Here is a 26,108-nt window from a genome sequence, read left to right as displayed (position 1 = left end):
TTAAGTCCAGGTGTTGCCAGCCATAATTAAGACCTGACTCTCTTTGCCATATTTCAGTTCGTTTAAGAAAGTTTCCATGCCATCCTGTAAGGGAATCATGGCAATGCCACGGCGTTGGTATTCTTTTTCCAGTGTCGGAGAAACCATTCCGGCACCTTTCCATGGACCCCAGTTAATGGCCATTACCTTTCCCTTAATTTTTTGTTTTAAAGCCCAGGCATATTTATCCATTACGCTGTTTGCAGCCGCATAATCCGTTTGTCCGCGGTTTCCATAAACAGATGCAATGCTGGAGAAAAGAATAACAAACTGGGTTTCTGGTCTTAGTTGCTCGGCGAGTACCCGAAGCGGTGTTACCTTAGTATCGAAAACCCTTCCAAAAGATTCCGAAGTTTTACTGCTGAACAATTTATCTTCGAGTAAACCTGCTCCATGTACTACACCATCAATTCTTCCATATTCTTGGTACACTTTTTTGATTAATCTGTTCAGGCCATCTTCATCCCGAAGATCCAACGATTCATAAACCACGGTTGAGCCACCTTCTTCAAGTGTAGAAATGCAACGGAGAATCTGATTGTTTTTATAAATCCGGTTGGTTTCCTTTTCAATTTCTGCAGGTTTAGATAACTGTGCCTGTTGAATAATATAGTTTCTGATTTCATCTTTCGTTTCTAATTTTGCAGTCGCTTCCTGAAGGGTTAACTGCGGATTAGCAGACCTTCCAACCAAAATGTAATGGCATGGATAATCTTTTGCGAAATGAATCATCAGCTCTGCTGTAATGCCTTGTGCACCACCTAAAACCATCACTACGGCGTCCTTATCCAATTGAATATGAGCCTCATCAGTTTCCATACTCAGTTGTGTAGGTACAAGTTCCATGATGTGTCTTTTATGATCATTATAAATCACTTCAGATGGTTTATCCGGATTTAAAATTTCATTTAAGGTAACATTGGCAATTTCATCTGCCGACATTTTAGTTTCCAGGCTGATAAAACGGCATTTGGTGTGCTCGTATTCGCGATCCAGGCTTTTAAAGAAGCCCGAATAGCCTTGGTAATTTCTTAAAAATGATATGTCTGATTCTGTATTGAAGTATCTTTTTGTATCAGCAATCAGATAAACCCATTTTACAGTATCGAAATTTAGTTTTTTGATGGTAGAAAAGTGATCCAGAATACTTGCCTTTTTCTGCGCATCGAACATATTCAGGATAATCAGGCCCTGATAGCTTTCCAGTGAATCATCAATATTCACGATATCAGCAATGGCCCCGTGTTTTTCCAACATCGCTTTAATTTTAAGCGCCTGTCCGCCGCCATCATTAGTGAGGGCAAACCTTTGCCCTTTTAAAATGGCCGCCTCTGTTATGGTTAACGCGGCGGGTGTAAGCTCAAAACGTAATCTTGAAAGCTTTTCTTTAACTGTGAGGTCATCAATACTCTCTTCAATAATTTTTTTCGCTTCGATCAGGATTTCAGTGGTTTCAGTTTCTATATCTGCAATCCAGTTAACCAGACTGTTTAATGTTTTAATGGCGGCTAATTTCTCCATTAAATCATCTGTCTGATCATTTTGTGAACCAAAACCAACTTTTTCTTTAAGCGAGGCGATAATTTCCATGCGCTTAATAGAATCAATACTTAAATCCGCTTCCAGGTCTAAATCCATTCCCAGCATTTCTTTAGGATAGCCTGTTTTTTCACTCACAACATCCAGAATAGCTGATTTTAACTGATCGATGGACAACTTTTGTGGCTCTGCGATTTTCGTTGAAATCACCACCTGAATTTCAGGAGCCTGCTGCTGGGTATTTTCTGTAATCCAGTTCACTAAACTGTTCAGGTTTTTTAAGCCCGCCAGTTGTTCCATAATTTTATCCTCTGGAAGATTAAGCTCAGAAAAACCGCCCAATTCAGTACGTAAGGCACCAATAATTTCAACCCGCTTAATGGAATCGATGCTTAAATCTGCTTCCAGATCCATTTCCATTCCCAACATTTCTTGTGGATATCCCGTTTTATCACTTACAATTTGTAATAAAACCTGTTTAATGTCCTTTTGTACCAATACCGCAGATTTTACTTCCATCACTGGTGATATTTCTACCTGCCCGATCAATTGATTTTCAATTTTAATGGGTTGCGGTGTTTGGTAAGCAGCTTGTGGTGCTTGATGATAAGCCGGCGTTTGAACGGATGGATTCTGACCTAAAAAAGACAGCATAACATCTCGTTGTGCCTGAATAAGCGTTTTCATGCTATTCAGGTATTCTTGCATCATCATATCTTTTGCAGATGACTGAACCTGTTGGCTGCTATACTGACCTGGTGTTTCTTTCATAAGGATAATCGGTTTGGTGATTGGAGCGGCTCCGTTTTCTGGAAGTTTGCCTGTTGATGGTATGGCATGTTGACCATTTACATACCAAATGGCTGGACTTTTTTTGTAAAGCGTTAGCTGGTCGATTTGAATAAACTGTGCAGATCTTCCCTCGAATAATTTTTCAAGATTGATGTTTCTTCCGGTTGAAATGTAGCTGGCTAAAGTTCCAAGAAGGTTACTCAATTTGTTTTGGCCCTGATCTTCGGTATGAAAAATAGTTTCATCCTTGCCAATACAAGATTTAGTCAGCCCGCTTAATACTTTGCCGGGACCCACTTCGATGAAAATTCTTGCGCCAGCATCGTACATGTTATTCAGCTGATCAGCAAAAAGTACAGGCTGAACCAAATGTTCTGTTAAACGCTCCTTAATCGCTGAAGCAGTTGTAGGATATGCTTTTGCAGTTGTATTTGACCAGACTGGAATTTCTATATTCTGGAATGGAACTTTTGACAATACCTCTTGGTAAAGGTCTTTAGACCTGGCTACGATTGGACTGTGAAAAGCACAAGCCACTTCCAACTGTCGGAAAGAAACTTTTGCTTCTTTCAATTTAGCGGCTAAATTTTGAATGCCTGTTGTAGAACCTGCTATAACACACTGTGTTGGTGCATTGAAGTTAACCGGATATACGTTGTCTATACCTGATAATAAATCACTCAAGTCTTCACGTTTTGCGCTAACGGCCAGCATACTTCCAGGATCTCCATCTGTAACGGCATCTAAAATTGATTGTGCCCTTTTAGCGCTCAATTTAACCAGTTGATCATCTTCAAAAGCACCTGCGAAACAAAGTGCTGGTAATTCACCATAGCTATGGCCTGCAACCATATCTGGCTGAATACCTAGAGATTGAAGCAATTTTGCAATAGCCAGATCGACTATGCCCAGCAATGGCTGCGCCATCCGCGTATCTTTAATGCTTTCTTTTTGTAGTGTAGCCGATTCTGCATTAAATACCGCATGTGGGAAAAGTATCTTTTCATAAGCCGGATAGTCTTTTAATAATTTTCTCATCTCTGGAAAAACCACAAAAAGATCTCTTGCCATGTTAATCCGTTGGCTGCCCTGGCCAGGAAAAAGAAATGCCACCTTACCTTCTTTTACATTGGTTTTATAAGTGTCTTTACTTTGAATGCCTGATAAAACCAAGTCAATTTTCATGACTAAATCTTCAGCATTGTTGGCTACAATACTCATCTGTATTGGCTTTTGTGTACCTGTAGCCAAACTGAAGGCAATATCCTTCAGTGCAATCTGACCATTAACTTCCAAAAGATTTTTAACATCAGTGAGTGTTATTTTAGCTTCCTCATAGGTATCGCCTCTAAACACAAACAATTCTGATGGCCATGATTTAAGAACTGGATACTGGTTCTCAATATTTTTATCGCTTTCTAGCACAGCATGAAAATTCGTTCCACCAAAACCGAAGGCACTCACGCCAGCATAACGTTTTTCTTCCATCCACAAACCAGCCTCAGTATGGAAGGCAAAAGGACTTGTTTTGGCGTTATAAAAACTGTTTGGCGTTTTTAAATTAATCGTTGGGGGTTTAATTCCGTGGTAAACGGCAAGCGAAGCCTTAATTAAACCCGCAATACCAGCAGCACATTTCGTATGTCCGATCTGCGTTTTAACTGACCCTAGGTAAGTTTGTCCGACAGTTGCGCCGGTTTCATTCAGCATATCTGTTAAAGCGCTGATTTCTGTTTTGTCGCCCACAACGGTACCTGTTCCATGCGCCTCAATTAAGCCTATGCTGGATGGCATGATGCCCGCCTGACTGTAAGCCCTTTCTAAAGCATTGATTTGTCCGTTTTTACGAGGGGCAGTTAAGCCAAGGCTTTTTCCATCGCTGGATCCACCCACGCCTTTAATCACTGAATAAATCGTATCGCCATCTCTTAAGGCATCTTCGTGTCTTTTCAAAACCACCATCGCAATTCCTTCGCCCAGCGCTATTCCATCTGCTTCTGCATCAAAGGTTGCACACCTACCTTTTTTGGATAGGGCATGTGTGCTGGAGAACATCAGGTAATCGTTAATGCCATTATGAAGATCGGCACCGCCAGCCAATACCATATCAGATTTTTCGAGGAAAAGTTCCTGGCAGGCCAGGTCAATGGCCGCAAGAGAAGATGCACAAGCAGCGTCAACCGTGAAATTCCGGCCGCCTAAATTCAATCTGTTGGTGATTCTGCCAGATATTACATTAGCCAGAATCCCTGGAAAAGAATCTTCAGTCATCTTAGGCAATGCAGCATCAACTTCCGCTGGCATTTCACCAAATACCTGTTTATAAAAACACCTGAAACTATAACTATTGGCCAAATCATTTCCGCCTTCAGCACCAATAATCACGGATACGTTTTCTTTATCAACACCTTCATCACCGTAACCAGCATGTTGCATGGCCTGTTTAGCTACCATCAAAGTGAGGAGTTGGGTAGGCTCAATAGCAGCAAGAGATTGTGGTGGAATACCAAATTCAAGCGGATCAAAGTCTATTCTTGGAATGAAGCCACCCCATTTAGAGTGCGACATGTCGCCAGCAGTAGATTCCGGATCATAATAAACCGCTTTATTCCATCTTTCATCTGGTACTTCAGTTACAGAATCTTTTCCAAGGATAATATTTCTCCAGTATTCATCCAGATTTTTAGCACCCGGAAAAATACAGGCCATGCCCACAATGGCTACATCTAAAGATTTTGCCTCACTTTTTGGTGGCGCAGATAAGATGGCCTGATCAATATATTCATAATTTCCGGTCGCCACAGCCTCATGCAAATCCACCAAAGAAACAACTTCCTGGTGCATAGGCGCAATCTGGCCAATCATATACATACCCAGTTCAGTCTGCTCTTTTTCGTTAATTTCAACCAGCTGATCACCCTGTCTTTCAATTCCTTTCGCGGCAATTCTCAATCTGCCCACATTCAGACTTTCTAATTTTTCCCAGATTAGTTTTTTGTCGATACCCTGTGCCTGCAATTTGGATTTCTCCTGATTAAAATGGCTGGCAAAAGAAGAATTTAAACACCTGGTTTCATGACCAGGAGCTGTTTCCAGTAATATTGTTTCTTGCGCCTGCATGGCTTCCTGTTGAAACTTATTCAGAATAGCACCCGTGCTCACCGCTTCTTTTGTATATAAATAAGCCGTACCCATCAGCACGCCAATTTTCATTCCTTTTGCGGCGAGGGGGGCAGCCATTATAGAAATAAAAGCCGCTGAAAAAGCATCGTGAATACCACCGGCAAAGAAGATACTGATCTCTTCAGGTTTGTCTACTTTTAAAAGGCGTTCTATCTGTTTTTCCCACAAAACCATGCTGGATAAAGGCCCAACATGGCCACCACATTCACGGCCTTCAAATACAAACCTTTTCGCACCTTCTTTCAGATACATGTCCAGTAAGGCAGCAGATGGTACGTGTAAAAACGTTTTAATGCCAGCCTTTTCAAAGGGTTTAGCTTGTGAAGGTCTTCCCCCAGCAATCAATAATACAGGTGGCTTTGCAGCTAAAATATATTCCTGTTGTTCATCGCGAAGCTCTTGAGGAGCAAAACCAAGTATACCCACGCCCCAGGTTTTTGTACCAGCCAATGCTTTGGTTTGATCGATGAGGTTTTTTGCTGCATTACCTTTTAAAAGGGATAACGCCACAAATGATAACGCCCCGGCTGCCGAAACGGCATCGGCAAAAAGTGGTACATCACTTACCCGTGTCATAGGGCCTTGCGCAATGGGATATTTGATATTTAAATCTTCAGCCAATGCATTATTTGCACTGATGGTATTTAAAGATTTTGCTTGTTTTAAGTGTCCGAAAATGGAAGCTTTCAAACCAAATATAAGTTTATCTAACTTCTTATATTTTTCAAACAGATCTATTGATATACTAATGTCCTGGCCCATTGGCAGGTAATTCGTATTAAGATCATAGCCACCAAAATAGGTTTTAAGTTTTGAATAGTTTTGATCATCTTCAGACAGTGCCGGAGAATTAGGACGTACCAATACCCTATGCTGATCAATGATTTTAGTTTCTGTGCCACTGAGTTTACCACAAACAGACTTTAATTCTGCCGGAGCAGCACATTCTGCAAAGAGCGTCAGCTGACTATCTAAAATTACACCTGTTGCACCTTGAGCAATTAATGATGCTGCCGTATGAAGGCCAATGCCACCCTGAACCCAGATTGGAAGGTCTAAAGCTTCTTTAATTACCCGCTGAAAGAGGACAAATGATGATTCAGCAGCCACTTTTCCTGCACCTTCGTTTCCTTTAATGATGATGCCATATGCACCAGCAACCTTGGCTTTCCGGGCAGATTCAAGATCAAAAATCTGATAGATGACTTTGGCCTGAGGCTGCTTTTTAAACTCAAAGCCAAAGGGTGCAATAATCAAACTTACCTGAGCTGGCAACTCCATATCCTGCCACTCATCCGTATTATAGCAAATGCCATAATCCATAACGGATTGTTCTTTCAAACTTTTTAAGGCCTGCTCAGCCATAGCTTTATTGTGCCCAAAGCTGAGAACAGGAAAACAAGAGGTTTTTGCTAAACTGGATACTAGCCTGGCATCCGGGATTTCGAAGGGAGTTACCCCAATAAGAAGGTGTTTGTTCATGGTTGGAGATCATTTAGTCTTATCATCTTAAGCCCTGACTTTTTTCCAGATACCTAAGTAATAAAAGGTTGATTATTAATTTATGATGATGCCATTTGGCAGCAATTTTTCGATACTATTTGTGTGTATTATTAATAAGTCTAATGTATAAATCAAAAATTGAATTTTTTGCGCTAAAATATGGAATGCATAAAATTAATATAGTTATAAGTAGTGATATAAAATTAAATATAAAAATACATAATACAAACTTTTTAATACTATTTAATATAAATTATTATACAAACATAATTTGAAAAAACGAAAAATATTGACGACTTCTGTTATTTTTTGATTATAAAAGTGTTAAAAACGTATTAATTTAATGTTTTTGAGCACATTTAATCGCATCGATCTAATTTTAAGTAATAGTTGGGTTTTGTGATAAGCTTCTTAATTTGAATATAAAAAGCAATCTATTTTGTATGATTATTATTTTATAATAATATTTTCATTTCGTTTCACATGTATTATTAATTATTATATTATGTATACTTAAATTTGTTTTATTCGAGACATATTGTATAAAATACACTTATCATTTATTTCTTTTTATTCTTAACGTTTTCGCAAACGTTTAAAAGGCCAAAACCAGAGGAGGGAAGAGGATGATCAATAAATCTTTTAGCAAGATTAGTATCTGGAGTAAATTCTACAGCGAGTGTTGCCTGAACAAAATGAATTGAGACTGAAAGTAATAACCTGAATTTGATCATTAATTGATTTTAGAAAACTGGTCTGCGACATTTTTTCGCCCTTTCCCTTTCAGGGGAAAGGTGCCGATAGGCGGATAGGGGCTAACTAATAGCGATAACCTGTTTAATAGTATTCTAATGCATATCATTAATTAAATGCTCAGGTTATAGAAAAGTAATTTAATTATTCTCCTTATATTTAGAGTAGTGTTAAATCGCTGACGGGCAAATTTTCAAAAAATTGATTTCTTTACCCCACCTTCATTCCACCTTTACCCCACTTTTACCCCACCATCTCGTCACACTTATCTTGTACATCACTTAATTCTGCCTGTAGAGCTAAACGATAACTGGCCGATATCGTCTATCCAGCGATGAGGTAACCACGAAGAACCTTCCAGTTTATTCTGGGCATATCACTTACAAACCCTTATCCGGTGGAGTATACAGAAGAATGCCCGTACAAGATTCTGAACAACAGGTTTTAAGGCTAAGTAATAGCGTTCTTAAAGATAAGAGGAGGGAGCGATTTAAAATAAATTTAATTGCTCCGGTTGGTATAAGCTGGGGTCGAAATGATATGATTTAAAATTTTGATCTGATACGTAATAAACTTCAGTTTCGCAATCTCTCGAAGCCACTTTTATCATGGTATTTCCGGCAACATCATTAAACATTTGCTCAACTAGGAATGGATCGTTGTTGTCTTTGGATAAGTGACTCAGCAAAAGATGTGACATGTAATCAGGTCGGTGATTTAAAAATAAATCCAAGGCTTGTGCATTACTTAAGTGTCCACGGCCACTGGTAATCCTCCTTTTTAAAAAATAGGGGTATTGTCCATTAGCCAGCATATTCGCACAATAATTGGATTCTAAAAATGCGGCGTGGCAGCGTTTAAACTGACTCACTAATCGATCACATACCGAGCCTATATCTGTGAAAACACCTACCCGAACCCCGTTACATTCTACAGTGAAAGAATAAGGATCAGCGGCATCATGGAATTTAGAGAAAGCTGTAATTTGCAGTTTCCCGATTTGAATGTTCTGGATATGGCTTAATCCGAAGGTTTTGTGCTCATCAAGTGCTAACTTACTACTTTTGAGTGTTGCTGCACTAATATAAACCGGGATTTTATATTTTTTGGCAAACACAGCCAGGCCTTTAATATGGTCGCTATGCTCATGAGAAATAAAAACAGCCTTTACTTTTTCAAGGGAAAGGTTCAGTCGCAACATTCTCTTCTCCACCTCTTTACAAGTCAGGCCCACATCAACCAGAATAGCTTCGTCTTCGTTGCCAACATAGTAACAATTGCCGTTGCTGCCTGAATTTATGGATGTAAAGTATAATGCCATTAGATTCGCAAGTTAAGGCTAATTAACATAACGGGAAAGTAAAACTATACTCTTGTGCCATTGTATTCTACCAACCTGGTTAATAGTGGAAGAAAAGCTTGAATGAGGTTAATTTCTTCCTCTGAAAATATTTTCTCCATCGTTTTAACCAGCCATTCTTCCTTTATTTTCCGACTGGCAATGATGTGCTTTTCGCCAAGTTTTGTTAAGCCAATATATGTTTTACGTTTATCATCATCACTTGGAAATCTTTCTACACAATGCGCATCAAACAGGCGATTGATAATTTGTGAAATGGCTTGCTTTGAAACCCGCTCCATTTCGGCAAGTTCTGTAGATAATAATTTGCCATGCTGTTCCAATAAAGACATGGTTAATAATTCTGCATTACTAAACTCAGAACTTACGTTCTGTTTTCTCAATTGCCGGGTAAGGCGGGTAACCGTACTTCTCAGCTTTGCAGCAATTTCCTGTGTTTGTTTTGACATGCATCTTGTAAATTAACTTGACAAAGATAATGTAATTTTATTAGGTATAAAAGTTGTTTGTATGGACACTCATTAAAATTATGATCATAATATGATAAAAATAATGATAAAGTAGCTTTACTGTTTTAATATAATTTTATACTTTTGTAAAGTTACTTTACTATTTTAATTATGAGTATTTTTCGTTCATTAAGGCATTATAATTACAGACTATTTTTTACAGGACAAGCCATATCACTTATTGGCACCTGGATGCAAAGAGTGGCTATTAGCTGGTTAGTTTATCGCCTTACAGGTTCGGCCTTCTTATTGGGGCTAATTACTTTTCTAAGTTTAATTCCATCATTAATTTTAGCGCCCTATGCAGGAAGCTTTGTTGACAGGCACAATAAGTATAAGATTTTGGTCATTACCCAGATCATCTTAATGCTGCAAGCCGGCGCACTTGCTGTAATGATCTGGTTTAAGGTTTATGATATGTTTTGGATTGCTGCTTTATCTTTGGTGCAGGGATTGGTAAATGCCTTTGATGTAACTGCACGTCAATCTTTAATGGTTAACCTGATCGAAGACAAAGAAGATTTACCGAATGCCATTGCGCTGAACTCTTCAATGTTCAATGCAGCCCGTTTAATTGGTCCGGCGCTGGCTGGCGTAATATTAAGTACATTGGGAGAAGACATCTGTTTCCTCCTCAACTTTGTCAGTTTTATAGCGGTAATTGCTTGTTTAGCGATGATGAAGTTAAAATTAACTGCACACGTTAAGTCTAAAGAAAACATATGGATCGATTTAAAAAAGGGTTACGAGTATCTCAAAACTTCACCTGATTTATCTTCCATGATTTTAATGATGGCCGCCTCTAGTTTGCTGGTGATCCCTTTTACAACGTTGCTTCCTGTTTTTGCAAAAGATATCTTTAATGGAGATGCCACAACCTTCGGGTGGTTTGAAAGCGCTGCAGGTTTTGGTGCCTTCTTTGGCGCAATTTATATGGCTACCCGGAAAGCCGGGCAAAATTTACAGAAGATTGTCATTGTATCTGGCGGACTGCTCGCCGTTGCAGTAATTGCTTTAGCCGTTGCACCAACACTAATATTGGCACTTGTTTGTACTGGTTTAGCTGCACTAGGCTTAATGGCGCAAACATCATCCATTAACACTTATCTTCAAACCCATGCTGATGATTTGATGAGGGGCCGAACGTTGAGTTATTACATCATGGCCTACCAGGGCGTATTGCCCGTTGGCAGTTTGTTAATGGGTTACCTTGCTCACCAATTTGGTACGCAGGTGATAGTGGCTTTTGAAGGGGTAGCGGGATTGCTCATTGTTGGCGCTTTTCTTTATCATGAAAAACACCGCAATCAGTTGCAGAATAAGCTGTCTTTTTTCGGCTAACCGGAATTCCGGCCATCATTTCGATTTTATCTGTGCTGTTTGGTTAAGCTAACCTATTAATATCCATGTTGGCTTAAAGATAGATTTAGCAACATAACTGACATGTTTTAAGTTCTCCAGAATTATTTATTAGTTTTGAAACTGTTAATTAAAACCTATCAAAAATATCAGTTATGCTTAGATCAAGATATATTCTGTTCGTCATTTGCTTTTCATTTATCATTTCTATTGGTAATGCACAGGTTACCGCAATTCAAAATATCCAGGCCAGAAAAATTCTTAGCTTAAATGGGAAATGGAATTATATCGTTGATCCTTATGAAAACGGGTATTATGATTATCGCCATGAGCCTTTCGATCAATCTAAAAGTGGAACAGGCGGGTATTATGATGATCGGGTACAAAAAGATAAAACCGAACTAATTGAATATAATTTTGATCTTTCGCCCCAAATGAATGTTCCTGGCGATTGGAATTCCCAATCAGCGCAGTTATCACTTTATGAAGGAAATGTATGGCTGCGTAAAAAGTTTGATGTTAAGCCAGAAAAAGGCAAAAAGTACTACGTTTACTTTGGTGCAGTGAACTATGAAGCGAATGTTTATTTGAACGGTAAAAAGCTGGGTGTACATAAAGGTGGTTTTACACCATTTCAGTTTGATGTAACAAGCGGTTTAAAACCTGGTGAGAATACACTCATTTTAAAGGTTGATAATACCCGCAAGCCAGATGAAATTCCTACTGTGAATACCGATTGGTGGAATTATGGTGGCATTACCCGTGACGTTTTTCTTGCTGAGTTTCCAGATCATTTTATTAGCGATTATAAACTTCAACTCGTTAAAGGAAATAATAACCTGCTTAGTTTTACAGTAAAGTTGGCAGATGCGACAGCCGGGCAGGACATCACATTGTCTATCCCTGAATTAAAGCTCGAAAAGAAATATAAAACGGACTCTGAGGGAAAAATTAAGGACGAATTTACCTGGAATAATTTATCGCTTTGGTCGCCAGAGAACCCGAAATTGTATGGTGTAAATATTAAAAGTGATAAAGAAGATATTAATGATAAAATTGGATTAAGAACCATTCAGGTAAAAGGCGATAGCATTCTTTTAAATGGCAAAAATACTTTCTTAAGGGGAATCTCCATTCATGATGAAAATCCACTTTTGGCGGGTCGCCTCCGTTCAGAAGGTGATATGAGGATGATGTTGCAATGGGCAAAAGATCTGAACTGCAATTATGTTCGCCTGGCTCATTATCCGCATAACGAAGAAATGGTTCGCTTAGCTGATGAAATGGGATTGATGGTTTGGGCTGAAGTACCTGTATACTGGACCATTAGCTGGACCAATCCTTCTACCTATGCCAATGCCAAACAGCAATTAACAGATTTAATTGTTCGTGATAAGAACCGGGCCAGTGTAATCATCTGGTCGATTGGAAACGAAACCCCTTTAAGTGATGCCCGTTTGAGTTTTATGACCAACCTGGCTGAAACCGCACGTACGCTTGATGATTCCCGCTTGATAGCTGCAGCGCTAGAAGTTCACCGTGAAGGCAACACCATGGTCTTAAACGATCCATTGGGTGAGGTAATCGATCTAGTGAGTTTTAATGAATACGCTGGATGGTATTGGGGCGGCGCTCCGGCAGAGCTGGCTAAATATACTTTTGATATTAAATATAAAAAACCAGTGGTGATCAGTGAATTTGGAGGTGATGCCCTGGGTGGTTTTCATGCCGATGAAAATACCCGTTGGAGCGAAGAATACCAGGAAGCACTTTATAAAAATCAGTTTAATATGCTGAGCAAAATCAGTGCCTTACGTGGTGTAACCCCATGGATCTTAGCTGATTTCAGATCGCCAAGAAGACAACACCCGGTTTACCAGAATTTCTGGAACCGTAAAGGCTTAATCAGTGAAACCGGAAAGAAAAAGAAAGCATTTTTTGTGGTGAAAGATTTTTATAATCAAATGGAAACCAAGTATAAATAAGTCATGATAGATCAATAAAATTGATGGTTAATATTGCTTATAGCGGATTAACCATAGGTTTAGTGAATCATAAAAAGACGAAAGAATGACCCTGGTATGGGTTTAATCAATGGATTTATTCAGAGATTCGACACCTTATCCAGCTAACCCTGAACAGGGTTTTAAACATAAATAAATAATAATAATGAAGCAACATTTAAGCATCTTACTCATTTTGGCAACAGCTTTCAGCACCTCGGCGCAGAAAAAGAAAGCATTGCCTGTACCTGTCCAGAATTATACCTTAGGAAATAAAAAAGTAACCGTTTATACCACGGCTGAAAAATCGGAGTATCGGATCAGCAAAACAGAAACTTTAAACTTTGTAGAAAATAAACAACCATTTGAAACAGAGCCGTGTATTTTTGTAGACCCTACCATAAAATATCAAACCATGGTGGGGATTGGTGGCGCACTAACGGATGCATCTGCTGAAACATTTGCTAAGCTGTCAAAGAAAAATCAGCAGGAATTACTGGAAGCATATTACAGTAAAGATAAAGGGATTGGATACACATTAGCCCGTACCAATATCGCCAGTTGCGATTTTTCAAGCGGTAGTTATGGTTATGTTCAGGATAACGATAAAGATTTAAAAACCTTTAATGTAGCACATGATGAGCAGTTTAAAATTCCATTAATTAAACAAGCAACTGCCGCTGCCGGTGGTAAACTAACCTTATTTGTAAGCCCATGGTCGCCACCAGCATGGATGAAAGATAACAACAGCTTAATTAAAGGCGGACATCTGCTGCCTGAATTTCGCCAAAGCTGGGCAAACCATTACGTAAAATTCATCAAAACATATGAAGCAACGGGCATTCCGGTTTGGGGCTTATCTGTTCAGAACGAACCAATGGCCAAGCAAATCTGGGAATCATGCGTGTACACTGCTGAAGAAGAACGCGATTTTATTAAGAATTTCTTAGGCCCAACTTTACAAAAATCAGGTTTAGCATCTAAAAAGTTAATTGCCTGGGATCATAATCGTGATCAGATCTTCCAAAGGGCCAGTACCATTTTAAATGATAAAGATGCCGCTAAATACGTTTGGGGTATCGGTTTCCACTGGTATGAAACCTGGACGGGTAGCGGAATGCAATTTGGTAATTTGCGCCAAACACATGAAGCCTATCCAGATAAGGCACTGATTTTTACAGAGGGATGTAAAGAAAAATATGATGTAAATAAACTGGATGACTGGACTTTAGGCGAGCGTTATGGTTATTCCATGATCAATGACTTTAATGCCGGAACAGCAGCCTGGACCGATTGGAACATTCTTTTAGATGAAAAAGGTGGTCCGAACCATGTAGGTAATTTCTGTTTTGCGCCTGTTCATGCAGATACTAAAAAAGATAAACTCATTTATACCAATGCCTATTATTATATGGGCCATTTCTCTAAATTCATCCGTCCAGGTGCTAAAAGGGTAGGCGCTGCATGCAGCAGAGATTTGTTGCAAACTACGGCTTTCTTAAACACCGATGGTAAATTAGTGGTGGTGGTGATGAACCAATCTGATGAAAAATTAAAATACAGTTTGTGGATTAAAGGGCAGGCTGCAAATACAACCAGTCTTCCACATTCGATTACTACTTTAGTGGTAGAATAACCAAATAAACTTAAACTATGATCAAAAAAATCGAAAATCTGTTCTCTTTAAAAGATAAAGTTGTCGTGGTAACAGGCGCGACAGGTGTATTGGGAGAAGCATTTCTTCAGGGGCTGAATGCTGCAGAAGCAACCCTTGTGGTAATAGGCAGAAATGAAGAAGTGGCCAAACTCCGTGCTCAGGAAGTAACCGACGCTGGAGGCAAGGCCATTTACATCATTGCCGATGTGCTGGATGAGCAAGCATTGGTAGCAGCTAAAACCCGTATTATAGAAACCTTTGGCAAAATAGATGCCTTGGTTAATGCAGCTGGAGGTAATGTGGCTGAAGCAGTAATCCAACCAGGGAGCGATATATTCGACTTGAATATTTCTGCACTAAAACAGGTTTTCGATTTAAATTTGTTTGGAACCATTATTCCAACTCAAATCTTTGGTCAGGAGATTGCAAAGAATGGCGGCAGCATTGTGAATATTTCATCGGTTTCCGCCACTCAGGCCATTACCCGTGTATTGGGTTATTCGATGGCCAAATCGGCTGTAGACAGTTATACCAAGTGGATGTCCGTAGAACTAGCAAACCGCTATCAGGATAAAATCAGGATCAATGGTATTGTTCCGGGATTTTTCATTACCAACCAAAACCGGGCTTTACTTACCAATGAGGATGGCTCATTAACAGCCAGGGGTAATGCCATTATTTCGAAAACTCCATTCAAGCGTTTCGGTGCTCCGGAAGAGTTAATCGGTGCTTTGGTTTATCTATTGAGTGATGCTTCCAAATTTGTAAATGGTGAAAATATTACTGTTGATGGTGGCTTCTGTGCCTTCTCTGGAGTATAGTTTTTAAAATATGATCTAATAAACAAAAGAGGCCGTTTTAGCCTCTTTTGTTTTTAACGGCTATTTGATTTATTCGATAAGGTTAAGGTGATTTTAGATGAATCACATTAATTACGGTTTTTAGCCGATTGGCCATATTTTAAACCCATCTTTGTCTGTGGCCTGAAATTTGCCTCTAAATCATTATGGAAAATAACCAGCATCCCGAAAAAAAGATTTTGACACCATCAGTTATTCATGATGATTTATCAGAGGTTAAAAAACCCGAACACTTAAGAAAAACAGCTTCAAGTCATGACGATTTTCTACCAGAAAACCCGGAACGCAATTATCATCATGAAGAATTTAAATCTATAACTTCCAGTCATGATGAAATCAAACATGCAGATGATGATGTTTGGAACGGTGAAGATGCTTAATCTTTAAGAGATATTTCAAGATCTATACCTGCCTTTTTCATAGCAGTATGATAGGGAATGATAGGGTATTCTTTGTAGCGTTTTTGGTGTGCTATCCGTTTATCATGCAAAACCACTAAAAAGATATGAAGAATAAATTACTATCGATCAGCGGATTGCTGATGTTACTTTCTTTGGTCATGATTTCCTGCAAAAAGGACAAAACACCCGCCAGACCAAAAGACGCATTAACAGGCTCATGGGAAGAAGTTCCACAAAAGGCATATAGCAGAAGATTGCTTTTTGGAGTGGGTGGAAACTTTTCGATGCAAATCAGAGATCAGGGTAATCAATACTGGAGTACAGAAGTGATTGGAAAATATACCATTTCCGGAGATCAACTGATCGTTAATACGAGCAGCAATCTGGAGAAATCTTCTACTGGTAAAATCATTAGTAATTCCCCGGTAAATTATGTTTTATTTGATAAAGGAAAGTTTTCCATTGATCAGCAGGTACTGACGATTAACTATACCACGTATCCGGCAGATGCACCTGTAGCTACAGTGGCTAAATTCAATCAGTTGATTCCGATAGATTAAAGAAGCGAGATAAGGTTCAGAATGATCTGTCTCAAACCTTAGTGCGATATGCCTGTGTTTTTACAATGAAAAAAATCAAGGGAAATTTAAATTTTAAGAAGGTAGATAAGTTCATCAATTCTTCATTTGATATTTAGAAATTTATTAAACAATAAACGAGGTTATTCACCCATTAATAAATATCAACATGAAAGCAATTAAAATTTTAATGATCGCATTAGTAGCTACTTTTTCTGTAAACGCAGTAAGTGCACAAACAAAAGAACCTGTTAAAGTTAAAACAGAAAAAACAACAGTTAAAAAAGTACAAAAACACCACCACAAAGCCAAAAAAGCTGCTGCTGCAAAAATGTAGTCGCCACACAAAATGATTGAGGTTATAAATCCATTCCGAATTTCGGGATGGATTTATTGTTTATACTTAGGAGTCAAATGAAAATAGAGAAGACTAAAGGCATTTCTCTTAATCAGTGAGAAATAAGCGAAACCATTATAAAAATAAATCCGGTTATTGCCATTAAAAAAAACAAAAATGATTTAATATCCTTTGCTTTATGTCCTTTTTTTAATACCAGGCGACTAAAGGGGGCGGATATTATTATGGCGAGTGCAAATAAAAAGGCAAATGCCGGTGCCAGCTGTCCACCAAGGCTCATAACTGTATGATTATCGTTATTCCCAAAAAAACCTAATAGATCTCCCAGCAATAAAAAATTCCAGATAACCACAAAAACAATCACCGCTGACCATTTCAAAGGAAAGCTTCCGATTGATTGATATTTTGCGATCTCCGCTTCAACTGCTGCCGGTAGGACACTGTTGTTATTTAGAAATCCGGTATCTGTTATTCGTTTAATCAGATCGCGACTTCCGGAAGTTAAAAAAACAACCTTTTCACTATAGCCGTTAACCCGATGATTAATTTTAATACCTGATCTGAATACTGCTGAAAATAGTTCGATAGAAATAATATCAGATGGTCTGAAATATAAATTACCTAGAATGGATGCATTTAACCGCAATTCATTTTTATTAACCAACAATTTAGCAAACGGCCAGGTAGCCTGGCCTGATCCAATGTATGCACCACCCGTTTCTTCAATTTCAAACATGCTCTTAAAGGTTGATTTTATGGCTAAAACTATTTAAAAGCAATGGAAAAACAAAATAGCACCATTCAACATAACATATCCAGTTTTTAAATAAACGCTCTAATCCCAATTTTGACCATGTCAGCAGCCAATTCTTTAGCCTCATTTTCCAGGTGCTAAAAACATGATTTGAAATTTTTATTTAAACGGGTAAAAATTCATGAATCCTTCATTTGATATGTAGAAATTTATTAAACAATAAACAAGGTTATTCACCCATTAGTAAATATCAACATGAAAGCAATTAAAATTTTAATGATCGCATTAGTAGCTACTTTTTCTGTAAATACAGTAAGTGCACAAACAAAAGAACCTGTTAAAGTTAAAACAGAAAAAACAACAGTTAAAAAAGTACAGAAACACCACCAAAAAGCCAAAAAAGCTGCTGCTAAAAAATAGTGTGTAGCAACAATAGGTTAGGTAATTAAGCCGCTTCGAATAATTTCGAGGCGGTTTTTTGTTTTAGTATAGTTCCGGTTTGAGTCAGACGTACTTTGAAGGGGAATATTAAAAAGTGGTTGGTTAGAACACCAATTAGTGGAATATTTATGAGGATAATAAATTATTTGAATTGTTTACAGCTTACACTTAGTAAATCCCAATTGCCTGATAGCCAAAATCAGTGGTTTCTTAGGTTCATAAATTAAATACTAATGAATGTGATCTTTCTAAATATTTTAGATCCTACCTTAGGTAGGACGTTGATACAGAGCTTTAGCTTATAATATTGTTAACCGATAAGAAATAGCTATATTGTACACTTAATTTAATCCTCTCGAGTGTCAACAAACAAGCGCAAACAATACACAAGGCTTCATTCTACGCAACGAAAGGCTGAACGATCTAAATTACGGTTTAAAAGAATAAAAAGGCTTAGGAATATTGCGAAACAAAACCCTTTCGTCAATGTTAAACGATTTAAAACCGGAAATTATCCAAAACAACTTCGAAATAGATTAAAAGCTATCTTAGCGCCGAAGGTCTTTTCGATGTTAAGAAATACCATTGAAATGTGTGTTTTTATTTCTAGAATTCAGCAGGAATACGATAAGAAAAGAGGAGTATTTATTTCAATGGAACAAGTTGAAAGTATTGATCATGATGCTTTGGTTGTTTTGCTGTCTATAATGATAAAGTTTCAAGAGAACTCTATTAATTTTAATGGTTCTTTTCCTTTGAATCGTTTAGCTAAAAAAATTGTTATTCAATCAGGTTTTATAGAAAGCCTATATAAAAAGAGTGAATTAGGTCAATATTATCTCAAGGGTCGTAATAATAAAATGCTAACTACCGGATGGACAAAGGTAAGCAGTGATTTAGCAGAAAGTATAATGGAAGATATTACACCAAAACTGTTTGGAGAAAAGCGAACTTTGAAAGGTCTTTATCGGGTTTTAATTGAGTTGATGCATAATTGTCATAATCATGCAAATCCGAACCAGATTGGTACAAAGGATTGGTGGCTATCAATAAACATTCATGATGAAAAAGTAACATTCTCATTTATTGATTATGGTATTGGAGTCTTTGAAAGCCTTAGATTAAAAGAAGAGAGTAATATTTTTAAAAAGTGGTTCAATATGGTAAGTTCTTATCTTCAAAATAATGCAGAAATATTACATAAAATTTTAAATGGAGAAATGCATCAAACTGCAACTAACAACTATTTTCGTGGTAATGGACTGCCAGCTATTATGAATGCCTATGATAGAAATTATATTAGTTCTCTATCTATCATTACTAATGACGTATTTGTATCTGTCGAAAATGATGTCTATCGAACAATGGATATCAATTTTAATGGTACATTTGTATATTGGGAAATCAATAAAAATACACTTACACATCCATGGATACCATTAATATAAAATTTGCAAGGCAATTCACCCGTAAACCCGGACCTCGTAAAATTGAGGAGGGGGATAATTCTGGAGAACTTTATAGGAAACAACTTTTAATCTTAGTCAAGCAGGCCATTGATGAAGATAAAAAGCTTATTATAGATTTAGATGGTGTTTTAGGTTATGGCACTTCATTTTTAGAAGAGATGTTTGGTGGATTGATAAGGAATAATCATATTCCATATGAACAACTGTCTAAGCGACTTAGTTTTATCTCATACGAGGAACCCTTCCTTATTGACGATATTAATAAGTACCTCCAAAGGGCTTCGCAATGGGAAAAACTTTAATTACCGTAATTATTACTATAATTTCCACTATAACAATCTTGTTTATTGGTTATGTTTTCAAATACCATCAAAAATTTGCTTTTAAATATGAAATCGATGTTGTTGCGGCAATTATAGGGTTATTAACATTAATAGTTACAGCTTTATTAGCATACTGGGTTTCAAGTATTATCGAAACAGCAAGAGATTTGAATCAGAATGAAAGAGAAATAATTTTATCTAGGATCACTGACTTTTCTAAACATGTAGACACCATGCTTGAAGTTCTTTACTCTAATAATATACCTCTAATTAAAGTAACATCGTCAATCAAACAATGCAATTTGATGAATACGAGTATACTATTTTTGATCACTGAATCAAGAACTATTGAAACAAATACTCGCTACCAAACTACCATTTTTTCAAAGATTAATGACATCAAGGATCTAATGACAAGCTACCCAGCTTATCCTTCAATTTCTCCTGGCCAAATAGAGCCCGTACAAGTTCAAGTTGGCAACTATGTTTATACAGACGTTCGTATAATTGAAATTGAACAGTTGCTTAGTGCAGTTAAAGATGAACTTGCAAAGTATCAATTGTTTGTTATTCAAAGTTGATGTTAACAATACAAAATAACGGTCAATGTAGAATTGTTACATAAACTACCTACAACATAAAAAACAAAAACACCACCACAAAGCTAAAAAAGCTGCTGCTAAAAAATAGTGTTTAGCAACAATAGGTTAAGTAATTAAGCCGCTTCGAATAATTTCGAAGCGGTTTTTTGTTTATTTATAGCAGGGTTTGAGCCAGACATACTTTGTAGTGAAATATTAAAAAGTAGTTGGTGAGAACACCAACCATTAGGGGGGAAGGTTAATATGCCTTACTTTTTTATTTGATGCAGTATTCGGTCTACGTAAATTTTTGTCTAGATATATAATCTTTTTTTTCATAGTGACATGATTTAAATTCACGTCAAAGGTTGGTTCTCAGATTTTTGAAAGTTGACAAGCTGTTGGGGGGTTGTCAAAAAAACTATGGCAAAATAAATCCTATAATTAATATTTTAATTATATTACCTATATAAATTAACCATCGATAAAAATGAAAATAAGTTTTGAGCTAGATGAGCTAAATTCGGGCAGAGCAGAGAATTTCTTTACCCTCTATGATTTTGAAAACATAGTCGGCGACACTACAGAAAAATATTACTTAGGCACAAAGACTATCCCTAGATGTTGTAGGTTCTGCAATAAGAAGGAGCCAATTGTTACTTTTAAAAAAGATGCCCATGTTATTCCCCAATTTATGGGCAACAAAAAATTGCTTTCTTATTTTGAATGCGATGCCTGTAATGAGCTATTCAGCCAATATGAAAGTTCATTCGCCAATTATATCGGGGCTTCAAGGACTATCTCCCAAATTCCTGGGCAGGGTAAGCATAAAGTTCCTAAATTCAGAGATAAAAAGACAGGATTTACTATTGAATTAGGTGAAAAGAGCCTAAAAATGGGTTTTGTTGAAGGACACGATGAGGTCAGCTTTGATGAAAAGAACAACAAACTATTTATTAAAACCGTTAGGCCGTCTTATGTACCCTTACATATAGCTAAAGTTATTCTTAAAATTGGGATCTGCCTTTTAAAGGAAGAAGATCTTGAGGATTACAAATCTACTATATCTTTCATTTTCGCAGATAAATATGGCAATGGAATAGAAGGTAATGAACTTTTGAAAGTAAAGGGCTACTTTTTACCTGGCCCTCCCAAATATCCTAAACCATTCGTCCAATTGTATACAAAGAAAAAAACAGTTGATGAGCTGATCCCCTCAAAGCACGTTGTGGTCTATTATGGAAATTATGTATTTCAGATGTGCCTGCCATTTTGTAAGACGGATAATCATCTAAATGGACAGCAGATATCGTTTCCTTTATTTCCGCTCTTAGTAGACAATTCATATTTTGACACTTACGGACCGTATCAAAAATTTAATCTTGACACAACGTCAAATGAAAAAAAGGTTAATGAGCCGCATTCAATAACATTTTCATATAAAAAACTCATTAAACCTGAGTTACTTGAAGATAATAAAGCAGATTAACACGGAATTCATACAATTCTATATTTATCCTCTGTTTAGTGTAATGACCAAATAGTAGAAAATCTCATCCATAAAAAAAGGCCTTTAGTAAACTAAAGACCTTTAAATGTACCCCGGAAGGGACTCGAACCCCTGACCCTCGGTTTAGAAAACCGACGCTCTATCCAGCTGAGCTACCGAGGCTCATTTTTTAATGAGCTGCAAATATAGAAGTTCTATCTATAAAGCGAAAATATATTTTAAAGAATTTTCAATGATTTTCCTTTCAGCCAAATAACCATTTCATAACTAATTAATTAGCCTGGTTACATTCTTTACAAATACCCGAAACAATCAGGTTCATATCGTCTACTTTGAACCCTTTTGCTATTTTTAGTGCCGGAATCTTCACCTCATCAAGGCAATATACCCGTAAACAGTTGTTACAATTAAAATGCACATGCTCATCATGGTGGTTATGCTCCGAGCAAGAATTAGAGCAGATCGCATAATTCGCAGTACCATGATTATCCAGTACCCGGTGAATAATTCCCTTCTCTTCAAAAGTTTTTAAAATGCGGTAAAGCGTTACCCGGTCAATTTCTTTACCGATCACGTTTTCCAGATAGGGTTGTGAGGTTGCAGAATCACGGTGTGATAAAATATCCAAAACCTGTAAGCGAGCGCCAGTTCTTTTCAGTCCGTTTTTAACTAGAAGATCTTCGTATTGCTGATTTTTATTCTGGTTCATGTTGTAAATTTAAATAATTACTTTGGCATTCTTAATGGATACCGGCGGTTCATAACTCGCATTGGTATTGGCAAGTTTCAAAATCCCTTTAACCCGAACGGGTTTATCTGTAAAATCTGCAGCATTGCTCAATTCCACCATAATCATAATCGGGACACCATTTTGTCCGCAAAAGTAACACTGATTAATGGGTAAGGTAGCCAGCAAGAATTTTTGCTGTTTCTTCCCGCTTTTAATCGGAATCATGTAGCCCGTTAAATCAAACTCCGCATCTTTAAAACGATTGATAGTCGGGCCGTAAATAGGCAGAAGTTCATTTTTACCATTCAGCTCAAATTTAACAGAACCAATTACATCCCAGTTCAACGACCTCAGCTCATCACCTGGTCGGTGAGGTTTCTGTTGCGAAAAACACAGGTGAGCGCAAAAAAAGAGTAGAATAAGGGGAAGCTTGCTCATGGTATTTGTTTAGCGCCAAGTAAAAAGAAATCAGAACGGTTGTCTCCGGAGTTATTGATCACAAATTTGCCCTGTATTTTAATCGGCTTATCTGTAAAAGGAATAGCGGAAGCCATTTTCACCTCTATCATCGAAGGAATATCACCACTGCCACAAAACGGACAAGATTCTATAGGTACAATAGAAAGCATGAACTCTGAAAATTTAGCACCCACCTTGGTGGGGTAAATAAAGCCAGGCAATTCAATCACCTTATTGTTTAAAGCCATCAGTTCAGGAGGAAAGATACTGACCCATTTTAATGGTTCAACCTGTTTATCATAACGTAACCCAATCAAATTCCAGGTAGGCGTACGCATGTCCTTATGCACTTTCACCTGTGCGTGCACAAGTGTAAAGCTGTAAAAAAAGAGTAAGATCAATAAAATATATTTCATTATTTATCTTTTGAAAGGGTACTTGCAATATCAACTTTATAGGTTTGAACCGCTGGAATAATTGAGGCAATAATGCCAATCACCAGGCCAGCGCCAATTAGGTAGAGTTCATCCGTTAAGAAATAATAACCGGTAAGTCTGGCCTGAGAAGATTCCTGAAAATGGCCAATGAGCATTAAGGCAAGATGGCCAATAGCTAAACCAATTAAAGCACCAGTTACAGTAATCATTAATCCCTCCAACATCACTAGAAAAAATACTTTAGCTTTTGATGCACCCAGGCAACGCATAATGGCCAGGTCATACTTTTTCTCTTTCATGGAATTGAATAAACTGATAAAAACGCTCAATGCAGATATTGCCATGATCAGGATGGCAAACCATTTCAGTGTTTCAATACCTACGCCAATCAACGAAAACAACCTGGCGCTTTCCATGGCTGGAGAGGCAGCTTGCATATTCGTACTTTGATTAACCATTCTAGGAAAGATCACGACCGACATCGGCGAGCGATATTGAATCAATAAGGATGTAATTTCACGATTATTGATTTCCTTTTCATCCTCACCATGGTGATGTTTATCCGCTTCGTGACTCGGCTCATGCATTTTATAAACGCTGCCAATATTGGTTAAGATCAGGTTATCGGTTACGTTACCTTGTGGTGCCAGTATACCTTTCACGATATAAGCATGTTGTTTATGCTCATCATCAGAATTACTTAAACCATGCGCACCAAAAAAATGATCGCCTACTTTCAGCTTAGACTCTGCCGCTACAGCGCTGCCAATAGTGGCCTCCAGGTCTTTATTCCAGAAACTTCCTTTAGCTACTTTTAAACCATATAAACCTGTAAAGGAAGAATCTGTACCCACAATCCGGTAACCCTGATAATTATCGCCAAGCGCAAGTGGAACTGCCCGTTTAACCATTGGGTTTTGCATTAATGCTTGCGCATCCTTTGCCGGAATATTCCCCGTTGGAAAATCGATGTGGTAAATACTACTTAAAATGAGTTGTAAGGGACTTCCTTTGGCGCCAACCACCAGATCAATGTCCTTTGAGTTGCTTTCTAATTTATCACCAATTTGCGTGGAAGCCAGAAAAAGTATAGATAAAATACCTACACCAAACGCTACCAATACGATATTTAAAACGGTGGTAAGTTTATTTCTGGATAAGTTTTTTGCACTTAATTTTAATATATTCATGATAATAGATATTCTTTGCTAAGGCGGTTTCTCACTCTGTTATCATGTGTCGCCACAATTAAAGATGCATGGCTGGAGGCAGCCTGTTCCGTTAACAATGAAATTACATTTTCAGCATTCTCATCATCAAGACTAGAAGTCGGTTCATCGGCAATAAGCACTGATGGATGATTAACCAGGGCTCTTGCAATTGATGCACGTTGAAGTTGCCCCTGACTCAGTTCTTCTGCATATTTTTTGGCTTTGCCTGCAAGCCCTAAGGTTTCCAGCAGGAGTGATATCCGTTTTGCATCAATGGGCAAACCTGCAAGAGAAGAAGCAATGGCTATATTGTCGTAAATATTCAGGCTTTTAATGAAATGCGGTTTTTGAAAAACGATTCCTATTTTCTGCCCTCTAAACTGATCCATCTCTTTTGATGAGAGTTGATAAACGCTTGTTCCATCCAAAATCACTTCTCCACTTTGAGGCTTAAGCAAACCCGCTATAATATTTAGCAAGGTACTTTTTCCGCTGCCAGATGATCCAAGTAAAAGCCATTGCTCTGCATCTTTAATTTCCCAGTCGGGAAATTGCAATTTAGGCACCTGGTTATATTGGTGAGTTAAAGACTGAATTTTGATCATAACTTTTTTGATGATATTAACCGAATATTTTTAATGGCATAACGGCGATAAATTTCCTTTGCATCGTTGGTACCATGCTTGCAGGCAGGATTTAGCATGCAAATGATGCTCAAGGCAGAGATAAATAACAATTTGATGTTTCTATTCATGGCTACAAATATAGACTCTTTTCATTTGCAATAATGATGCATTAACATAGCTGCTTATAAAAAAATCATTACACTAAAGATTCTTTCTTAATTAATGTGAACAACTTTTGCTTAATCTGATATTCCAGAAATGGGCACCTGCTATGGCTAAACCACCCGCAGGAATGAATATAGGCTCTAATATTTCAATGCCCGAAAAATGACCGATGAAGATAAGGGCGAATCCCAGTATCAAAATGATAATAGGTAATATTTGGTGATGAATTTTTCGGTATGATTTACCTAAAGACCATGCACCTATGATTAATGACAATAAGATCATCGATATTTCTACCGCAGGATCGGCAAGAAATTCTAGTCCCCAAAAAGGTAATAAAGTTAATACAAAGGGGAGGAGCGCACAATGTATGGCACAGGCAGTTGATGCAGTAATGCCAATTTTATCGAGGTTTAAAGCTTTGATGGTTTTCATATTGAGTTTATAGAAACAAATATAAAAGCAATTATGTTGCATTTATAAAATCTATAAATATATTTGCAACTTA

Annotated in this window: 24 protein-coding genes and 1 tRNA gene; 12 read left to right on the top strand and 13 right to left on the bottom strand. The window is 37.6% G+C overall.

Annotation, left to right across the window (positions count from 1 at the left end):
• From AN34_RS11200 to AN34_RS11190, 4 genes are all read right to left on the bottom strand, one after another.
• Positions 1-7,035, bottom strand: a complete 7,035-nt coding sequence (locus AN34_RS11200) for a type I polyketide synthase (RefSeq protein ID WP_029285381.1) — start codon at positions 7,033-7,035, stop codon at positions 1-3.
• A 581-nt stretch (positions 7,036-7,616) separates the two neighbouring features.
• Positions 7,617-7,790 carry a hypothetical protein gene (locus AN34_RS21645; RefSeq protein ID WP_157263289.1) on the bottom strand — a complete coding sequence of 58 codons (174 nt, stop codon included), beginning with the start codon at positions 7,788-7,790 and terminating at the stop codon, positions 7,617-7,619.
• Positions 7,791-8,299: 509 nt separating this feature from the next.
• A complete protein-coding gene (locus tag AN34_RS11195; RefSeq protein WP_029285379.1) occupies positions 8,300-9,130 on the bottom strand; it encodes an MBL fold metallo-hydrolase in 831 nt (276 codons plus the stop codon).
• Between the two features lie 44 nt (positions 9,131-9,174).
• Positions 9,175-9,618 carry a MarR family winged helix-turn-helix transcriptional regulator gene (locus tag AN34_RS11190; protein ID WP_029285377.1) on the bottom strand — a complete coding sequence of 148 codons (444 nt, stop codon included), beginning with the start codon at positions 9,616-9,618 and terminating at the stop codon, positions 9,175-9,177.
• Positions 9,619-9,789: 171 nt separating this feature from the next.
• On the opposite strand from AN34_RS11190, the gene AN34_RS11185 reads away from it, so the two are divergent.
• The 7 genes from AN34_RS11185 (at position 9,790) to AN34_RS21640 (ending at position 16,873) form a co-directional block, all read left to right on the top strand.
• Positions 9,790-11,019: an MFS transporter gene (locus tag AN34_RS11185; RefSeq protein WP_029285375.1), complete on the top strand. Its 1,230-nt coding sequence runs from the start codon at positions 9,790-9,792 to the stop codon at positions 11,017-11,019.
• 173 nt (positions 11,020-11,192) lie between these two features.
• Positions 11,193-13,022 carry a glycoside hydrolase family 2 protein gene (locus AN34_RS11180; protein WP_029285373.1) on the top strand — a complete coding sequence of 610 codons (1,830 nt, stop codon included), beginning with the start codon at positions 11,193-11,195 and terminating at the stop codon, positions 13,020-13,022.
• A 184-nt stretch (positions 13,023-13,206) separates the two neighbouring features.
• Complete coding sequence (locus tag AN34_RS11175; protein ID WP_029285371.1) at positions 13,207-14,676, top strand: glycoside hydrolase family 30 beta sandwich domain-containing protein; 1,470 nt, start codon at positions 13,207-13,209, stop codon at positions 14,674-14,676.
• Positions 14,677-14,693: 17 nt separating this feature from the next.
• A complete protein-coding gene (locus tag AN34_RS11170; protein WP_029285369.1) occupies positions 14,694-15,518 on the top strand; it encodes an SDR family oxidoreductase in 825 nt (274 codons plus the stop codon).
• 185 nt (positions 15,519-15,703) lie between these two features.
• Positions 15,704-15,937, top strand: a complete 234-nt coding sequence (locus AN34_RS11165; protein WP_029285367.1) for a hypothetical protein — start codon at positions 15,704-15,706, stop codon at positions 15,935-15,937.
• A gap of 125 nt (positions 15,938-16,062) precedes the next feature.
• A complete protein-coding gene (locus AN34_RS11160; protein WP_036677022.1) occupies positions 16,063-16,518 on the top strand; it encodes a hypothetical protein in 456 nt (151 codons plus the stop codon).
• A gap of 187 nt (positions 16,519-16,705) precedes the next feature.
• Positions 16,706-16,873: a hypothetical protein gene (locus AN34_RS21640; RefSeq protein WP_157263288.1), complete on the top strand. Its 168-nt coding sequence runs from the start codon at positions 16,706-16,708 to the stop codon at positions 16,871-16,873.
• A gap of 112 nt (positions 16,874-16,985) precedes the next feature.
• On the opposite strand, the gene AN34_RS11155 is transcribed toward AN34_RS21640, so the two are convergent.
• Positions 16,986-17,630, bottom strand: coding sequence for a hypothetical protein (locus AN34_RS11155; RefSeq protein WP_029285363.1), 645 nt, complete (start codon positions 17,628-17,630; stop codon positions 16,986-16,988).
• 273 nt (positions 17,631-17,903) lie between these two features.
• Between AN34_RS11155 and AN34_RS21635 the strand changes: the two genes are divergently transcribed.
• The 5 genes from AN34_RS21635 (at position 17,904) to AN34_RS11135 (ending at position 21,951) form a co-directional block, all read left to right on the top strand.
• Positions 17,904-18,068 (top strand): hypothetical protein, encoded by a 165-nt coding sequence (locus AN34_RS21635; protein ID WP_157263287.1) that lies wholly within the window; start codon positions 17,904-17,906, stop codon positions 18,066-18,068.
• Positions 18,069-18,448: 380 nt separating this feature from the next.
• On the top strand, positions 18,449-19,537 hold the full coding sequence (locus AN34_RS11150; protein ID WP_029285361.1) for a sensor histidine kinase: 1,089 nt from the start codon (positions 18,449-18,451) through the stop codon (positions 19,535-19,537).
• Entirely contained in the window at positions 19,519-19,860 is a 342-nt protein-coding gene (locus AN34_RS11145) for an STAS-like domain-containing protein (protein WP_029285359.1), read from the top strand. The genes AN34_RS11150 and AN34_RS11145 overlap by 19 nt, the downstream gene beginning before the upstream one ends.
• Complete coding sequence (locus AN34_RS11140; protein WP_029285357.1) at positions 19,845-20,462, top strand: hypothetical protein; 618 nt, start codon at positions 19,845-19,847, stop codon at positions 20,460-20,462. Before AN34_RS11145 ends, AN34_RS11140 begins: the two co-directional genes overlap by 16 nt.
• A gap of 490 nt (positions 20,463-20,952) precedes the next feature.
• Positions 20,953-21,951, top strand: coding sequence for an HNH endonuclease (locus tag AN34_RS11135; RefSeq protein WP_029285355.1), 999 nt, complete (start codon positions 20,953-20,955; stop codon positions 21,949-21,951).
• A gap of 109 nt (positions 21,952-22,060) precedes the next feature.
• Here AN34_RS11135 and AN34_RS11130 read toward each other — a convergent pair.
• The 8 genes from AN34_RS11130 to AN34_RS11100 form a co-directional block, all read right to left on the bottom strand.
• Positions 22,061-22,134: transfer RNA gene (locus AN34_RS11130), tRNA-Arg, on the bottom strand.
• A 109-nt stretch (positions 22,135-22,243) separates the two neighbouring features.
• Positions 22,244-22,681 carry a Fur family transcriptional regulator gene (locus AN34_RS11125; protein ID WP_029285353.1) on the bottom strand — a complete coding sequence of 146 codons (438 nt, stop codon included), beginning with the start codon at positions 22,679-22,681 and terminating at the stop codon, positions 22,244-22,246.
• 9 nt (positions 22,682-22,690) lie between these two features.
• Complete coding sequence (locus AN34_RS11120) at positions 22,691-23,140, bottom strand: hypothetical protein (RefSeq protein ID WP_029285351.1); 450 nt, start codon at positions 23,138-23,140, stop codon at positions 22,691-22,693.
• Entirely contained in the window at positions 23,137-23,577 is a 441-nt protein-coding gene (locus AN34_RS11115) for a hypothetical protein (RefSeq protein ID WP_029285349.1), read from the bottom strand. Before AN34_RS11115 ends, AN34_RS11120 begins: the two co-directional genes overlap by 4 nt.
• Positions 23,577-24,788 (bottom strand): ABC transporter permease, encoded by a 1,212-nt coding sequence (locus tag AN34_RS11110; protein WP_029285347.1) that lies wholly within the window; start codon positions 24,786-24,788, stop codon positions 23,577-23,579. Before AN34_RS11110 ends, AN34_RS11115 begins: the two co-directional genes overlap by 1 nt.
• Positions 24,785-25,414, bottom strand: coding sequence for an ABC transporter ATP-binding protein (locus AN34_RS11105; RefSeq protein WP_029285345.1), 630 nt, complete (start codon positions 25,412-25,414; stop codon positions 24,785-24,787). The genes AN34_RS11110 and AN34_RS11105 overlap by 4 nt, the downstream gene beginning before the upstream one ends.
• Positions 25,411-25,563: a hypothetical protein gene (locus AN34_RS21630; RefSeq protein WP_157263286.1), complete on the bottom strand. Its 153-nt coding sequence runs from the start codon at positions 25,561-25,563 to the stop codon at positions 25,411-25,413. The genes AN34_RS11105 and AN34_RS21630 overlap by 4 nt, the downstream gene beginning before the upstream one ends.
• Positions 25,564-25,654: 91 nt before the next feature.
• Complete coding sequence (locus AN34_RS11100) at positions 25,655-26,035, bottom strand: MerC domain-containing protein (protein ID WP_029285343.1); 381 nt, start codon at positions 26,033-26,035, stop codon at positions 25,655-25,657.
• Positions 26,036-26,108 lie beyond the last annotated feature (73 nt).

This window comes from Pedobacter sp. R20-19, from assembly GCF_000708265.2.
Lineage (GTDB): Bacteria > Bacteroidota > Bacteroidia > Sphingobacteriales > Sphingobacteriaceae > Pedobacter.
This window is presented reverse-complemented; position numbering and strand designations above follow the sequence as displayed.